Source organism: Borreliella yangtzensis (assembly GCF_014201775.1).
Taxonomy (GTDB): domain Bacteria; phylum Spirochaetota; class Spirochaetia; order Borreliales; family Borreliaceae; genus Borreliella; species Borreliella yangtzensis.
The window spans coordinates 161,939-178,220 of record NZ_JACHFG010000001.1 but is presented as its reverse complement, the minus strand read 5'-3'; the positions used below and the strand labels follow the sequence as shown (position 1 = coordinate 178,220).

The following is a 16,282-nucleotide window of genomic DNA, read 5'->3' as shown; positions in this document are numbered from 1 at the left end:
TCTCTCTGAAATCTTAAAAATTAAATTCTCAAATATTTGCGAATAATTATTTTATTATTTAGCTACATGCATATATAATTATATAATAAAACATGTAGAATACTAAAAATTCAATATTTTAAAATTTTATGAAAAATCAAAATTTTGAGGGGACTTAGTGAAAAAAAAGAAACTTAACTCCAACCTTTTTTATAAATTCAATTTTATAATTCTGGCATACACAATAATAATTATTGCAACAACCTTCTTACTATTAGATCAGGGATACAAAAAAATTATAACAAAAGAACTTCAAGACTTTACAAAATTCATTAATCAAGCAATGATTAAAAGCTTTTCTGATGAATCTAAAGAAATAATAAAAGCTTTAAGTATATTAACATCTAGGTATGATTATCAATCTGCAATTTTAAATAATAAAAATGAAGAGCACTTAGTATCTGACAAGATTTTAGTTACACTTCCATCCTTTATTAAAATAATAGAGTATGCAAACAAAGATGGGTATATAATCGCATCAAGTGAAAAAAAAAGAAACGGCCAATATATGAGCTTAAAAGAATTGATTTTGGGCAAAGCTATAACCACATTTCAAATTTCAATTCTTCACAACAGTTTATCAAAAATAAATAACAATTTTTATATTCCAATAGCATATAAAATAACAGATTCAAAAAAATCTAACATTGGATATATTATTTTATATGCTGACATTTCAGAAAAAATTGCTGAATTAAAAGAATATCTTTTACTTCTTTTAGAAAATTCGTTACTAGAACAAAATGCAAGCAGCCAAAATTCATCAAAATACTTTAATGTATACATAATAAACAACAGTGGAGATGCATTTGGAGGAAAAGATGAGGTTTTGAAAAACATAAAACACATATTTAGCTTTAACCTAAAAACATTAACTCAAATATTAAGCGCATTATCTCAAGGAAAAGCGAATTACAATACAAGTAATTCAAATGAAATAATCTCTTTAGCAAGAATAGCAACATCTCATTGGTACTTAGGAATAAAAATAGATTATAATAACATATTTTCAAAAGAATTTAAAAACATGAGATTAGTTTCGCTCTCAATTATACTTATCTTGGTAATAATTTTTATATTAATAATGATATCAACCATAAAAACTTTAATTATATCAAAAATAGATAAACTCAATGTTGTCATTCCAAAAGTTAAAAACGGCGACTTAACATTTAAAGTCGAATCAAAAGGTAAAGATTCAATAAGCTCAACAATAAATCTTTTTGGTCATTTTATTGAAAATCTAAAAAATGTAATAAATTCACTACAAGAACGAGTGAAATTGCTAAAAGAAAACGGAGATCATTTATTTAGTGAAATAAACAAAACCCACAATACAATAAAAAATTCAAATCAATACATAGAAAAAACACAAGAAGAAGTAGAAAAACAAGTAGAATTTATCTCTAATACAACAAGCGTAATTGAAAGTCTTTCAAAAAATATTTCATCTCTTGATAACTCAATTGAAACTCAAGCTGCAAGCGTTGAGCAATCCTCATCAGCTATCGAAGAAATGATAGGGGGAATACAATCAATAACAGAAATAACTCAAAAAGCTGCAAAAAGCACAGAAGAGTTAAAAAGATTCTCTGATGATGGGCGAAAAAAACAAGAAGAAGTTATTACTCAAATCAAAGAGATTTTCAAAAACTCAACAAGATTACAAGAAGCAAACTCTTTAATTTCATCCATAGCTAGTCAAACCAACCTGCTTTCAATGAACGCTGCAATTGAAGCATCCCATGCTGGTGAAGCTGGGAAAGGATTTGCTATTGTTGCAGAAGAAATAAAAGACCTAGCAGAACAAGTGACATCACAATCAGAATCTGTTGCTTCATCAATTAACGAAATAATGGATTCAATAACAAAAACCGTAAACACTTCTGAATTAACAAATAAAGCTTTCAACCAAATATTCGATTCAATAAATCTAGTTGTTCAAGTAATAGAAGAAATAAATCACACAATGCAAGAGCAATCAATAGGTAGCCAAGAAATTTTAAAGGCTTTAAATACAATGAGAGAAATAACATATGAAGTAAAAATTGGCTCAAATGATATGTTTAGGGGCAACAAAGAAATCATTAATACTGTTAAACTATTAGGGGAAATTAATATTACGGTCTCAAACTCAATGAAAGGGTTAAAAGAAGAGATTAATAAATTAGTAGAAGCAATTGGGCGTATTAAAGTTTTAGGAACTACAAACTCAAGTCATATTTCTGGAATTAGTGAAAGTACAAATCAATTTAAAACCAAATAAAATAGATAAAAGGGAATAATATGCAAAAAAAACTATTTTATAACACTGAAAAATATCTTAAAAGTCATTTAATGTTATTTCCTATTTTTACTTATACAAAAAATTTTCTAGACGCTAGCATCGTATCTGTTTGGATTTCAATATGCATTATATTTCCTGCCTTAATAATCAATCAAATAGAACTTAAAAACTATAAAAGTCATATATTAGGAATATATCTATTAATAATAGGGATTTTTACTAGTCTGACTTATTTATTCATGCTCTATTTAACACCAACCTTATACAAAGAATTTAAATTTTCAATACCCATTTTAATAGCCATAATAATATCATTTCATAAAAACGAGCCTTTTAAAATTCTAAAAAATCCATCAATGATAATTAAATATTCTAAAAATCCAATTTTAATTTTTATTGCTCTAAGCTCAACAATTGCACTTATTAGAGAAATATTAAACACAGGGAATTTAAAACTTTTTAATAAAGAGATACTCATAATAAAAGATTTTACAAATGTAAAAATGTCAGCCCACAGCTCAAACGTTTTTATTGCAGCATCTTTAATGTTATTATTAACCAATATTTTAACAAGTGTTAAAGAGGAAAAAAATGATTAAAAGTGTTAAAAAGCAGATTAAACATGAAATTAGCGCTATAGTTTCCAATCTAGCATTATCAAAAAACATAAAGCTAGACAAAATCAATATAAATATTCAAAAACCTCCCAAAAGTGATCTGGGAGATATTTCCATATTAATATTTGAACTTAGCAAAACTTTGCAACTTTCTATTGCAAATATCTCTGAAGAAATAATAAAAACTCTTAAAGATAAATACGAAATTAAAGCTGCGGGGCCTTACTTAAACATCAAATTTTCTAGAAAAGAATATATTAACAATACAATACAAATGATAAATGCTCAAAAAGAGGCCTATGGAACAAGCAAATATTTAGACAATAAAAAAATAATATTAGAATTTTCATCACCAAATACAAACAAGCCACTGCATGTGGGACATCTTAGAAATGATGTAATAGGAGAAAGCCTCTCAAGAATATTAAAAGCTGTGGGTGCAAAAATTACAAAAATAAACTTAATAAACGATCGTGGGGTTCATATTTGCAAATCAATGCTTGCTTACAAAAAATTTGGGAATGATATTACCCCAGAAAAAGCTTTAAAAAAAGGAGACCATTTAATTGGCGATTTTTATGTTAAATACAACAAATACTCACAAGAAAATGAAAATGCTGAAAACGAAATTCAATACCTACTCTTAAAATGGGAACAAAAAGATGTAAACACAATTGAACTTTGGAAAAAGCTAAACAAATGGGCAATTGAGGGAATAAAAGAAACATACAAAATTACAAACACCTCATTTGATAAAATTTACCTTGAAAGTGAAATTTTTGAAATTGGGAAAAATGTCGTATTAGAAGGCCTTGAAAAAGGGTTTTGTTATAAACGAGAAGATGGAGCAATATGCATTGATTTGCCCTTAGATTCGAATGAAAAAGAAGATACTGAAATAAAACAAAAAGTACTCATAAGACCAAACGGAACATCTATCTATCTTACCCAAGATTTAGGAAATATAGCAGTTAGAACAAAAGAATTTAATTTTGACGAAATGATTTATGTAGTTGGAAGTGAACAAATTCAGCATTTCAAAAATTTATTTTTTGTAGCAGAAAAATTGGGAATTTCCAAAAATAAAAACCTTATTCATTTGTCACACGGAATGGTCAATCTTATTGATGGCAAAATGAAATCAAGAGAAGGCAATGTAATTGACGCAGATAATTTAATATTAGAGCTAACCGAATCAACAGTACCTGAAATTACACAAAAAATTGAGGATAAAGAGAATGCTAAAAAAATTGCTTTAAATATTGCATTAGGAGCAATTCACTATTATCTACTAAAATCAGCTATACATAAAGATATTGTATTTAATAAAAAAGAAAGTCTATCTTTTACAGGAAATTCTGGTCCATATATCCAATACGTTGGAGCAAGAATTAATAGTATTCTTGAAAAATATAATAAACTTTCTATCCCTATAACAAGAAAAATCAATCTTGAACTTTTAAAACATGAAAAAGAGTGGGAAATTGTCAAAATTATATCAGAATTAGAAGAAAACATAATCAAAGCAGCAAAAGATTTAAACCCTTCAATACTTACCAACTATTCATACTCACTTGCAAAGCATTTCAATGCATACTATCAAGAAGTTAAAGTAATAGACATAAACAATGCTGATTTGACAGTCGCAAGAATTGCATTTTTAAAAGCTATATTGCAAACAATAAAAAATTGCATGTACTTTCTTAACATTCCTTATATGTTAAAAATGTAACAAGAAAATAATACATTATTTTCTTGTCTAATATCCATTTAAATCCAAATCACTTTTGCTAAAAATTAATCTTATTTTATCTTCATACTTTTGAGATATATAATATCTTTTTAACTTAAGGGTATTAGTAAGTTCTTCACCAATTGAAAAAGGATCCGGGAGCAAAACAAATCCTACTATTTTTTCAAAATTTTTAAAACCTAATTTGGTATTAATAGTATCTGAGATATGCTTAGAATAAAGCTTGTTAACATCTTCATTAATTAATAAATCATCCCTAGAAGAAAAAGATACTCCACTAGAGTTTGCCCATTTTTCCAGATTATCAAAATTAGGCACAATAACGGCTCCTAAAAATTTTTGATCCTGGCCAACAATCATAATATTTTCAATAAACAAAGATTTGCCCAAAACTCTCTCAAGAGGCTCGGGCTCAATATTTTCTCCCCCTCTGAGAACAATTGTATCCTTACTTCTACCAACAATTGAAATTTCATTATTAATTGTCAATCTAACTAAATCCCCAGTGTTAAACCAACCATCTTCTGTTAAAACTTCACTGGTCTTAGCCTTATCCTTAAAATAACCACTCATTATTTGTGGTGACTTTACCCAAAGCTCACCCTTTTCCCCATAAGTCAAAACTTCTCCATCAATTCCAACTACTTTGTATTCAACATCTGGCAAAATAGGACCTACAGTTCTTGCTACGGGACCTTTAAGGCGCCTAACACTTAAAATAGGACCCGTTTCGGTAAGACCATAACCTTCAAGAACTTTAATTCCTACAGCCTTAAAAAAATAATCAACATAATCAACCAATGCCCCACCGCCAGAAACACCAAATTCAAAATTTTTTCCAAGGGCATTTCTTATTTTTTTAAATACCAAAATATCACCTAATAATTTAATAGGGAAAATTAAAACAATCCCTCCAAATAAAAATGTTTTTGAAAAAAGCATAATAAACAAATTGGACTTTTTATAAACAGGTGATAAACCTAAAAATTTTTCCTTAAACTTTGCATAAACAATTCCAGCTTTTAAAAACCCTCCAAACAGAAGTTTTTTAATAAAAGATTCTGACACCTTTTTAATAATACCTATTCTTATACCTTCCCAAATTCTAGGTACAGAAATAATCATCTGGGGATTTAAAAGTAAAAAATCTTTTAACAAAACCGGACCTATAGGTTTTGAATATGCGATTGCTATACCTTTTAAAGCAACTATATATTCACAAGCCCTCTCAAAAGAATGCCAAAGGGGAAGAATAGAAATCATTATCTTGCCTGGCTTAAGTGTTGGAAGATAATCATAAAGCCTGTCTAATTGAAAAATAAAAGATTCATGTCTCAACATTACTCCCTTTGGCATACCCGTTGTACCAGAAGTATATATTATTGTTGCAATATCTTTTGAAGAACCTTTTTCAATCTCCATATCAAATGATTTTGGATTAGCCTTTAAATACTCGGCTCCAAGTTCTAGTAATTTTTTGTAAGAAAATACAGTAATATTTCCCATTTTTTCTTCATAAGATTTATCATCATCAATAACAACAATGCACCTCACCAATCTAAGATCGTGTTTTTTGGATAAAACTTTTTGGAGCTGTTTATTGTTTTCAACAAAAATAAAAGTAGATTCGGAATGGTTAATAATATAAGCTAATTCATCCTCGGAAGAATCATTTCCCCTAGGAACATCAACACAACCCAACCCCAAAGTAGCAACATCAATTATTATCCACTCCCTTCTAGAATCAGAAATAATTACAACTTTCTCCCCTCTTTTAATGCCATAATGCAAAAGCCCAGAAGCCACTCTTTTTACTTCATTCCAAAAATCAGCATATATTTGCTTCTTAAAACTCTTAGACTCCCCCCCTTCCTTATATAGAAAAATATCAAGCTCACTATAAAGGGTCACTACCTCTTTAAAACGCTTAGGCACAGTATCTCTCATAAATCCCCCTCAAATCAATTTAAAATTAATTTAAAAAAAGCAACAGACTACTAACAATAATATTATAAAAACTATGTATAAAAATCATATAATATATATTTTTATACCTTAAATAAGTAAAAGCAAAAAATATCCCTAATATAAATGTAACCAAAAATCCCAAAATTCCATAATATAAATGTCCATAAGCAAAAAATATACTGCTGAGAAAAACAGTAACTGAAACAGGAAATCCCATTTGTGTAAATTTGGTAATAACAAAAGCCCTATAAAACAGCTCTTCAAAAGCTCCTGTAAAAAAAGAAGTAAAAATCATTAAAAACAATGCTGTTTTACTGCTAATTTTCCAATTAAATCCAACATTGTCTTGAAAATAATATACAAATACCGATTCTGGCAACAGATACTCAAGTAAAAAAGCTATTAAAAAAATGAATATCATTGCGACCAATATTGTTTTAATGAAAATCAAAACAGATTCCCAAATAAAAATAAATTTAAATTTAGGAATAAAAAACTCTACTCTAAAATCATCATAAGAACTGGTAAGTTTAAAAAAATAAATTATAAAAACAATTAAAAAAGATCTTGAAATCCAAAAATAAAAATGGTTTTTATTAACATTCCAAAATTCTGAATTAACATTTTCAAAAGGAGACGCAAGATAAATAACAACATAGACCAAAAAAAGTTCAAGCAAGGCTCGCTTGAATGGATATTTATTTTTTAACAATTGCATAAAGTATTGTAAGTAAATAATTATTAATTGTCAATGAATGATTATTGATTGATTTATCAAAACAAATTAAAATTTAATAAATAATTATATCTAAATAAAAAATAGAAATATTATAAATGATTTTAATATTCATCCTTATTTCAATAAATTTATCAATTCAATACTATTTAAAACTTAATTTGATTTATTTTAATACAATATTAGCATTATTTTTTATAATAAAAAATAACAAACACTTGGCACTTAGTTTTATTTTTTGCACAATATTCTTATTAAGTTTTCAAGCCAGATTAAATTTTAAAACATTTAAAAAAAATATTTATCAAATAATAAACATTAAGCATTTTAAAAAAAATTCAAAAACCATTATCGAAGTAATTGACAATAAAGCAAACACACTCAAATTTAACTTCAAAAATATTGAGAATATTTACAAAATCGGAGATATCATTAAAATTGAAAACCAAAAAATAAAACTTATTAAAAGACCCTTTTTTGCCAAGCTTAGGGAAAAATATACAAACACCTTAAATAATTTTTTTGCCGCATTAAATCTTAGCTATTCCCATTTTTCAAAAACAATAATTTTGAACATCAAATCAGAAATAATAAAATATGAAAAAATATTATTTCAAAATGCGGGCATTGCTCACATTTTGGTGGTGTCTGGATTACATTTTTATCTAATAAGTTTAATAACTTACTATTTACTTTTAATAATCACAAATGAAAAATTAAAATACTTGATACTAAGCGTAATTTTACTAAATTATCTAATATTAACTGGATTTACACCTTCAACACTAAGAGCATTTTTAATGACAGAATCTCTTATGATATACAAACTAATTTATGGAAAGATCAATTTAATAAGCTGTATATCTATTAGTTTTATAATAAATGCTATCGCATTACCCGAAACACTTAGTTCAATAGGATTTCAGCTCTCCTATCTTGCAACAATAGGAATAGCAGTATCGGTTTATCTAAAAAATAGATACGGTCTTAACAAGTTGGCATCATCAATGCTTGCAACATTTTTTATTCAAATATTCACTTCACCAGTAATTTATGTTAACAATTTTGATCTAACACCAATCTCAGTATTTTCAAACTTAATAATTATTCCATTAACATTTATTTTCTTAGCAACAACAATATTAAGCTTAATAACTTACTTTTCAAGCTTGAATTTATTTTTTCTCTTTGACCTTATAAATGCCTACATATTCCAAACAATAAAAATTACAGCAACATTTTTTAGCAAATTCTTTATAGTCAAGAATTACCAAATACCCATATTTTTAACATTAAGTATTCTTCTTATAGCTTGCATTATTTATAATAACGAAGCTAAAAAATTTCAAAATAATTTAAAAATAGATGTCAAATAATGAATAATATGCTACTATCTCTTTTATCTATGAAAATCAACTATAACAGTATAACTAGCATAAAACAAACATTAAAAGAAAGAAAAATAGCTCCAAGAAAACTGTGGGGACAAAACTATCTAATCAATGAAAACATAAGACAAAAAATAATAGAAAGCTTAGATATAAAAGAAAATGAAAAAATTTGGGAAATTGGTCCAGGTCTTGGCGCAATGACTGATATTTTATTAAAAAAAACTAATCTTTTAACAGCATTCGAAATTGACTTAAAATATTCAGAAATATTAAATGAAAAATTTGGAAAATTAAAAAACTTTAAACTAATAAAAGGAGATTTTTTAAAAAAATATGCAAACGAAAACAAAAATATTGATAAAATATTTTCAAATTTACCATACAACATTGCATCAAAAGTAATATCTAAATTAATTGAAGAAAATTTTTTAAAAGAAATGGTATTCACAGTACAAAAAGAATTGGCAGACAGAATAACTGCAAAAACAAATAGCAAAACCTATTCTTCATTTACAGTCTTAGTACAATCACACTTCACAGTAATTAAAATAATAGACATAGGAGAACACAATTTTTATCCTGTACCTAAAGTTAAGTCTACAACACTAAAATTAATTCCTAAAGAAAATAACATAAAAGATTTTAAAGAATTCAACAAATTGATTAGAACTGTATTCTCAAGTAGAAGAAAAAAATTGAAAAACACTATTATTAATTTCATCGCAAATAAAGATACTTTGGGAGAAAACTTTTTAAAAGAATATTTAGACAAAAGACCTGAAAACATTTCTGTTGAAGAATTTATAAAAATTTCTAACACCTTAACTACTTATCATTAAAGCACTTGCAAATACAATTTCATCAACAGAACAACCCCTTGAAAGATCGCTAATGGGCTTGGAAAAACCTTGCAAAAAAGGACCGTAGGCCTTAGCAAAAGCAAATCTTTCTACTAATTTATAACCAATATTCCCAGCATCTAAATTAGGAAATATTAAAACATTAGCAGAACCTGCTACTAAAGATTCTCTGCATTTTTTCTCTGCAACATTTTTAATTATAGCTGAATCAAGTTGAAGCTCCCCATCAACAAGTAAATCACTCTCTTTATTTTTCACAATATTTAAAGCACTCTTTACTTTTTCAGTTTCTTTAGCATTAGAAGATCCTTTTGTTGAAAAACTTAAAAGTGCAACCTTAGGCTTTACATTTAAAATATCTTTAAAAGATTTAGCACTTTGCAATGCAATTTCTGCAAGCTCTAAAGAATTCGGATTGACTACCACAGAACAATCTGCAAAAAATAAAATTCCATTATGCCCAAAACAAAAATCAACATTACGAACAATATTCAAAGTATCCATAATCATAAAAGATGATATAATATTAACATCATTCAACTTGGGGATTATCCTCAAAGCATTAGACAAAACCTTAGCAGAAGTTGAAATAGCACCACAAACACAAGACTTGGCATACCCAAGTCTTACCATAAGCATAGCAAAAGTAATTTCATCTAAAACTTGAACTTTTAAACTCTTTTTAGTAACTCCTTTTAACTTTAGCAAACTCCAATATTCATCTAAGTACATTTCAATGTCTTTAAAAGAATTAGGATCAACGACTTCTATTCTTTCTAAAATAGAATTACAATTAGAAAACTCTTTTAAAGAATTAATAACAGGATCTTTTTTGCCTATAAAAATAATTGAGCTCGCAAGATTTTCTTGCAAAACAATAACAGCTGCCCTTAAAACTCTGGAATCACTACTTTCAGGGTAAACTATACTGGCATTAAACTTATTCTCTTTTACAAAGATTTCTGCTCTCTTAAAAATATAATCCTTTAAACAAAACATTTTATAAAAATAAAACAACACAAATTTATAAGCGTGTGAAAAACATTTTTAAAATAAAAAAATCTCCTCTCACACATAATTTTCGATTACAAAAATTAAATATTTTTAAAGAACTCTTAAAATTTCTTGTACAACTTTAGCTGAATTAAAGGCAGCTAATTTTAAAAATTTATTATATTCAACTTCATTGCCTTCTTTATTTACAATATCAGATATGGACCTAATAACTATAAAAGGCACATTAAACATATGAGCAACATGCCCTATTGCCGCACCTTCCATCTCCACAGCTATTACATCTTTAAAGTTTTCTATAATTTTATTCATATAAGTTGAATCAACAAACTGATCTCCTGAGACTATTAATCCTGAATATGCATTAGAACCTTTAATCTTGGATTTAATGGCCTTTGTAGCTTTATTAAATAAATTTTTATTAGCACTGAATTTTTGAGGGAATCCCACAAGTTGACCCACCTTGTGTCCAAATTTAGTCAAATCAACATCATGATATGCAACCTCTGAAGATACTACCAAATCCCCCACTTTAATATCTTTGTATTTATCACTAACAACACCGCCAGCAACTCCAGAATTAATTACATGACTTATATTATATTTTGACAAAAGATAACTAGTAAACACACCCGCATTAACCTTGCCAACACCACAAACAATAACCATAGCATTACGATTGGACAACTTTCCCTTTACAACCTTTCTATTAAGACCATACTCCTTAAGAACTATTTCTTCCTTATTAGACATAAGCTTAGCTATCTGCTCAAATTCAGAGTCCATAGCAGTTACTATTAAAACATTTATGTTCTTAGAAAAAGCAACATAACCGTTTGAAAAAACTAATAAAAAAAGAAAAATTTTTATTATAAAATTTTTCATAAACTCACCTCCCTATGATAAAAATATATATCAGTTTTGACATAAAAAATCAAAAATAGGTTGATTTTAAAAGAATTTTTATAAAAAATATTGAAAAAAAATATCCTATCCGTATTACAATATTAATAGATTACTCAAAAAGGGGACACTGAATGAAAAAATTGAATTTGGTAACAGCTGCTCTACCCTATGTTAACAACATTCCTCATCTTGGAAACTTAGTACAAGTATTATCAGCCGACGCTTTTGCAAGATATTCAAAAATGTCAGGAATTAAAACCCTTTATATTTGTGGAACAGATGAATATGGAACAGCCACAGAAACCAAAGCCTTAATTGAAAAAACTACCCCTTTAGAACTTTGCAATAAATATTTTGAAATACATAAATCAATTTACAAATGGTTCAATATCGAATTTGATATCTTTGGTCGCACAACCAACAAGCATCACCAAGAAATTGTACAAAAGTTTTTCATAAAATTAGAAAAAAATGGTTATATAAAAGAGCAAGAAACTGTACAGTTTTTTTGCAAAAAAGACTCAATATTCTTAGCTGATAGATACATAATAGGAGAATGCCCAGAGTGCCAAAATATAGCTAAAGGAGATCAATGCGACAACTGTTCTAAGCTTTTAAATCCAATAGACTTAATAAATCCAAAATGCATAATTTGTAAAAACAAACCTATTTTGAAAAAAACCAATCATCTTTATATAGATCTTCCTAAAATAAAAACAAAACTTGAAAAATGGATAAAAAATCCAAATACTAGCAAGAATTGGAATACCAATGCCCTTAAAATGACAAACGCTTTTTTAAGAGATGGGCTTAAAGAAAGAGCAATTACAAGGGATCTAAAATGGGGAATTCCTGTGCCTAAAAAAGGTTATGAAAATAAAGTATTTTATGTCTGGTTTGATGCCCCAATAGGATATATTTCAATTACCAAAAACATTGTAAAAAATTGGAAATCGTGGTGGAAAAATAATGAACAGGTAAATCTTATACAATTTATTGGAAAAGACAATATATTATTTCATACAATCATCTTCCCCTCCATAGAAATTGGGAGTAAAGAAAGTTGGACAATGTTAAATCAGCTCTCATCAAGTGAGTACTTAAATTACGAAAATCTTAAATTTTCAAAATCGGAAGGAACAGGTGTTTTTGGAAACGATGCTATTACCACAGGAATCCCTTCTGATGTTTGGCGGTTTTATATTTACTATAACAGACCCGAAAAATCTGATTTTCAATTCATGTGGCAAGATTTTATGGAAAGAGTAAATACAGAGCTTATTGATAATTTTTCAAACTTTGTAAACAGAGTATTAACATTCCAAAAAAAATTCTTTGGAGATGTTATAAAACCAATAGAAATACAAAATAAATTTTGGAAACAAATAACACCAAAATATAACAAAATACTAAATCTTTTTAAAAAGACAGAACTAAAATCTGCGCTCAAAGAAATACTTAAAATTTCATCCCTTGGAAACAAAATATTTCAAGATAACGAACCTTGGAAAAGAAAAGACAGCTTTCCACAAGAAACAAAAGAGCTAATCTTAAACTTAATATACCTAATCAGAGACTTATCTATTTTAATGATGCCATTTATTCCCGAAACAAGTAAAAAGATACAACAATTTTTGGGCAACAGTTATCAATTTTCTACCAAAATTCTTGGAACTAAATCGGGAATTAAAAAAATTGAATTCACAGAGATATTGTTCAATAAACTAGAGCAAACAAAAATCAACAATTTAAAGCAAAAATATTCAGGAGAGAATAATATGCAAGAAAAAGAACAACCAGAAAACTTATTTAGAGAAAAAGTACTCTTAAAAGTTGTGAAAATAAATAAAATAGAAAGAAATCCCGAGGCTAAAAACTTATTCATATTGAAAGTAGATAGCAGAGCTAATGAGGATAAACAAATAGTTAGCAGCCTCGAAGGACATTACAAAGAAGAAGATCTTTTAGGGAAACATATAATAATAGTAGACAATTTAAAGCCTGCAAAATTTAGAGGAATAAAATCGGAAGGGATGCTAATAGCGGCTGAAGACAAAAACAAAAATTTTAAAGTTATCATTGTAGAAGATTCGATCCAAAATCCCATTGCTGGAGAGAGAATAATACTTGAAAACGATCAAAATAAAGATCTTATCTGTCCACCTAAAATTGACATAAATAAATTTTCAAAAGCTAATATAGTAGCAGAGAATGGAGAGCTTAAAATAAACGGAATAAACTTAATATTAGAACATTCTAAGAACAAAATCCTATCTAAAGATATTCCAAACGGAATAATTTGCTAAGAGCTATAAATGATTATTAAAAAAATAAAAACAAAAGAAATGGAAGAAAATTATCTTCAAAGCGAACTTTGGGCATCAATAAAAACAACAAAAAATAACAATTGGAAAGCCATAGCATTTAAAAGCGATGTTTTTGGTAAAATTGTTGTAATGCAAAGAAGACTGTTTAAAAACTTTTACTTAGCATACATTCCACATCCAGAATTTTCAAACAAAACTCTTGATAAGATTAATATTGACCAAATAAGCACAAATATTAAAGAATTTAGCATGAAAATAAAATCCTACTTACACGAAAATACAATTTTTTTAAGATTCGATTTCATGTATTACTATCAAAGAACACTAAATGATAAATACTCTCCACTAAAAATTAAAATCAAATATCTAAAAAAATCATTTGATGACATACAGCCTTCAAGCACAACAATATTAAACTTAAACAATTCTCTTGAGAATATTTTGCTTAACATGAAAAAAAAAACAAGATACAATATAAAGCTCAGCGCAAAAAAAAATCTCAATGTATTAATAGATGATGAATTTAAACATTTAAATGAATTTTACAAACTCTACAAAGAAACTAGCAAAAGAGATAAATTTACTATCCACTCAGAAGAATATATACAAAACCTCATTAAAATATTCAAACAAGACAAAAATGCTCAAATAAAATTGATACTTGCATTTTACAACAATATAATTGTTTCTGGCATAATAGTGGGAATTTACAAGGAAAAGGCAGTCTATCTTTACGGAGCTTCTAGCAACGAATATAGAAATTTAATGCCCAATTACGCAGTGCAATTTAAAGCAATACAAATCTTAAAAAAACTAGGAATAAAGGAATATGATTTATTGGGGATCCCCCCAATTGCAAATAAAAAACATCCCTTGTCTGGTCTTTTTGCTTTTAAAACGGGATTTGGGGGGAATATTATTCACAGAATTGGATGTTATGATTTTACTTACAAAAATTTTATTTACAAAATTTATACAAATCTCGAAAAACTCAGATACTTTTATTACAAAGTAATTAGAAAAAAAATTTAACCAAGCATATTAACTAAATTTTTGAATTGCAAACCTCTATCAAACTCATTATTAAAAAGTTCAAAAGAAGCACTAGCAGGAGAAAATAACACAATATCACCTGGACTTGAAACCTTGAGAGCATAATTTACTGAATCTTTTAAAGAATCAAATACAAAATATTGTATGTTACTTTTTTCTAAAATCTTAATAATCTTTACAGTTGCACTACCTTTTATTAAGATCCAAATTTTCACACAATTTATAATTTTTCTAAAACCTGAAAAATCAAGCTCTTTATCAGTTCCTCCAACAATTAAGTTAATATGATTATCATTTGTTTTCAAACTTTTAATAGATAAAACCGTAGAATCGGGAATAGTTGAAGCTGTATCATTATAAAACATTACATTTTGAATTAACCTAACAAACTCCAATCTATGCTCAATACCTTTAAAATTATTTAAAATCTGCAACACATCATTAAAGTCTATGTTTAAATAATACGAAACAAAAAAAGTAATAAGCTTGGGAACCATAAAAACAACTTGTGACTCAGGAAAACTTCCAATCAATTTGTTATTAAAATATATTTTACCCTTATTACAATAAAAAACATCTAAATCAAAATCACAAGGATTAAATTCAGAAAATAAAATAATTTTGGCTTTTGATTCAAATTTTGAAAAATACTTGTAATAAGCCTTATCTTGAATAATCACAATTCCTGAAGTTTGATTTACAAAAATTTTTGACTTATCAATAATATAGTCATCAAAATTTAAATAATAATTTTGATGATCGTTGTAAATATTTGTAACAATGCTAAGAATAGGATTAAAATTCTCTAAAGATTGCAACTGCCAAGAAGACAGTTCTAAAATCAAAGGAGATCTTCCATCAAGTTGGTCAAAAAAACTCAAAGGAGATACACCAATATTTCCTCCAAGCTTTGCTCTTGGATATTTCTTTTTCAAAGCTTGATACAAAAGAGATGCAAGAGTCGATTTACCTTTAGTGCCTGTTATTGCAATTATAGGGTTCTTGTTGAATATCAAAAACAAACTAATATCCGTTTCAACTCGTTTTGCAAGCTTTAAATATTCATTATTAGGTTTCACACCAGGATTTTTCACAACAATATCAGCTCTTTTAAAATCATCTGCATCGTGTTTACCTAAAACATACCTAATTTGATCATCAAAATCTTTCAAAGAATCAATACTTAAAGCTAATTCTGCTTCGCTTTTAAGATCAGTAATTACTATTTTTGCCCCATGCTTTAATAAAAATCTAGAAAGAGCTACTCCTCCTCCATTAATACCTAAACCCATAACTAAAAAATTTAAATTTTTAATTTCGTCTAAACGCAC

The 16,282-nt window shown here is 27.3% G+C and carries 12 protein-coding genes; 7 read left to right on the top strand and 5 right to left on the bottom strand.

Going from position 1 to position 16,282, the window contains the following annotated elements:
- Window positions 1–157: 157 nt before the first annotated feature.
- The 3 genes from HNP68_RS00890 to argS are packed head-to-tail and all read left to right on the top strand — an operon-like array spanning window position 158 to window position 4,675.
- Window positions 158–2,305 carry a methyl-accepting chemotaxis protein gene (locus HNP68_RS00890; protein WP_183219471.1) on the top strand — a complete coding sequence of 716 codons (2,148 nt, stop codon included), beginning with the start codon at window positions 158–160 and terminating at the stop codon, window positions 2,303–2,305.
- 20 nt (window positions 2,306–2,325) lie between these two features.
- Window positions 2,326–2,925 carry a hypothetical protein gene (locus HNP68_RS00885; RefSeq protein ID WP_183219469.1) on the top strand — a complete coding sequence of 200 codons (600 nt, stop codon included), beginning with the start codon at window positions 2,326–2,328 and terminating at the stop codon, window positions 2,923–2,925.
- Window positions 2,918–4,675 (top strand): arginine--tRNA ligase, encoded by a 1,758-nt coding sequence (gene argS, locus HNP68_RS00880; protein WP_183219467.1) that lies wholly within the window; start codon window positions 2,918–2,920, stop codon window positions 4,673–4,675. Before HNP68_RS00885 ends, argS begins: the two co-directional genes overlap by 8 nt.
- 27 nt (window positions 4,676–4,702) lie before the next feature.
- Here argS and HNP68_RS00875 read toward each other — a convergent pair whose 3' ends face one another.
- Together HNP68_RS00875 and HNP68_RS00870 are read right to left on the bottom strand one after the other, a co-directional pair.
- Window positions 4,703–6,643, bottom strand: a complete 1,941-nt coding sequence (locus HNP68_RS00875) for an AMP-binding protein (protein ID WP_183219465.1) — start codon at window positions 6,641–6,643, stop codon at window positions 4,703–4,705.
- Window positions 6,644–6,668: 25 nt separating this feature from the next.
- Entirely contained in the window at window positions 6,669–7,382 is a 714-nt protein-coding gene (locus tag HNP68_RS00870) for a CPBP family intramembrane glutamic endopeptidase (protein ID WP_183219463.1), read from the bottom strand.
- 116 nt (window positions 7,383–7,498) lie between these two features.
- Between HNP68_RS00870 and HNP68_RS00865 the strand changes: the two genes are divergently transcribed.
- Together HNP68_RS00865 and rsmA are read left to right on the top strand one after the other, a co-directional pair.
- Window positions 7,499–8,776, top strand: a complete 1,278-nt coding sequence (locus HNP68_RS00865) for a ComEC/Rec2 family competence protein (protein WP_183219461.1) — start codon at window positions 7,499–7,501, stop codon at window positions 8,774–8,776.
- 8 nt (window positions 8,777–8,784) lie between these two features.
- Window positions 8,785–9,630: a 16S rRNA (adenine(1518)-N(6)/adenine(1519)-N(6))-dimethyltransferase RsmA gene (gene rsmA / locus HNP68_RS00860; protein ID WP_183219982.1), complete on the top strand. Its 846-nt coding sequence runs from the start codon at window positions 8,785–8,787 to the stop codon at window positions 9,628–9,630.
- On the opposite strand, the gene pta is transcribed toward rsmA, so the two are convergent.
- Together pta and HNP68_RS00850 are read right to left on the bottom strand one after the other, a co-directional pair.
- Window positions 9,613–10,650: a phosphate acetyltransferase gene (gene pta, locus HNP68_RS00855; protein WP_183219459.1), complete on the bottom strand. Its 1,038-nt coding sequence runs from the start codon at window positions 10,648–10,650 to the stop codon at window positions 9,613–9,615. The genes rsmA and pta overlap by 18 nt on opposite strands.
- A 105-nt stretch (window positions 10,651–10,755) precedes the next feature.
- Window positions 10,756–11,550 carry a 5'-methylthioadenosine/adenosylhomocysteine nucleosidase gene (locus tag HNP68_RS00850; protein ID WP_183219457.1) on the bottom strand — a complete coding sequence of 265 codons (795 nt, stop codon included), beginning with the start codon at window positions 11,548–11,550 and terminating at the stop codon, window positions 10,756–10,758.
- Between the two features lie 152 nt (window positions 11,551–11,702).
- On the opposite strand from HNP68_RS00850, the gene metG reads away from it, so the two are divergent.
- Window positions 11,703–13,877: a methionine--tRNA ligase gene (metG, locus tag HNP68_RS00845; protein ID WP_183219455.1), complete on the top strand. Its 2,175-nt coding sequence runs from the start codon at window positions 11,703–11,705 to the stop codon at window positions 13,875–13,877.
- Between the two features lie 9 nt (window positions 13,878–13,886).
- The gene (locus HNP68_RS00840; protein WP_183219453.1) at window positions 13,887–14,930 is read left to right on the top strand and encodes a lipid II:glycine glycyltransferase FemX; all 1,044 of its coding nucleotides are present in this window, start codon (window positions 13,887–13,889) and stop codon (window positions 14,928–14,930) included.
- On the opposite strand, the gene murD is transcribed toward HNP68_RS00840, so the two are convergent.
- The gene (murD, locus tag HNP68_RS00835; protein WP_183219451.1) at window positions 14,927–16,282 is read right to left on the bottom strand and encodes a UDP-N-acetylmuramoyl-L-alanine--D-glutamate ligase; all 1,356 of its coding nucleotides are present in this window, start codon (window positions 16,280–16,282) and stop codon (window positions 14,927–14,929) included. The genes HNP68_RS00840 and murD overlap by 4 nt on opposite strands.

Coding starts and splice junctions, on each gene's coding strand:
- HNP68_RS00850 (WP_183219457.1), bottom strand. CDS start 11,550: ATGAAAAATTTTATAATAAAAATTTTTCTTTTTTTATTAGTTTTTTCA.
- rsmA (WP_183219982.1), top strand. CDS start 8,785: ATGCTACTATCTCTTTTATCTATGAAAATCAACTATAACAGTATAACT.
- HNP68_RS00840 (WP_183219453.1), top strand. CDS start 13,887: ATGATTATTAAAAAAATAAAAACAAAAGAAATGGAAGAAAATTATCTT.
- argS (WP_183219467.1), top strand. CDS start 2,918: ATGATTAAAAGTGTTAAAAAGCAGATTAAACATGAAATTAGCGCTATA.
- HNP68_RS00875 (WP_183219465.1), bottom strand. CDS start 6,643: ATGAGAGATACTGTGCCTAAGCGTTTTAAAGAGGTAGTGACCCTTTAT.
- metG (WP_183219455.1), top strand. CDS start 11,703: ATGAAAAAATTGAATTTGGTAACAGCTGCTCTACCCTATGTTAACAAC.
- pta (WP_183219459.1), bottom strand. CDS start 10,650: ATGTTTTGTTTAAAGGATTATATTTTTAAGAGAGCAGAAATCTTTGTA.
- HNP68_RS00885 (WP_183219469.1), top strand. CDS start 2,326: ATGCAAAAAAAACTATTTTATAACACTGAAAAATATCTTAAAAGTCAT.
- HNP68_RS00870 (WP_183219463.1), bottom strand. CDS start 7,382: ATGCAATTGTTAAAAAATAAATATCCATTCAAGCGAGCCTTGCTTGAA.
- HNP68_RS00865 (WP_183219461.1), top strand. CDS start 7,499: ATGATTTTAATATTCATCCTTATTTCAATAAATTTATCAATTCAATAC.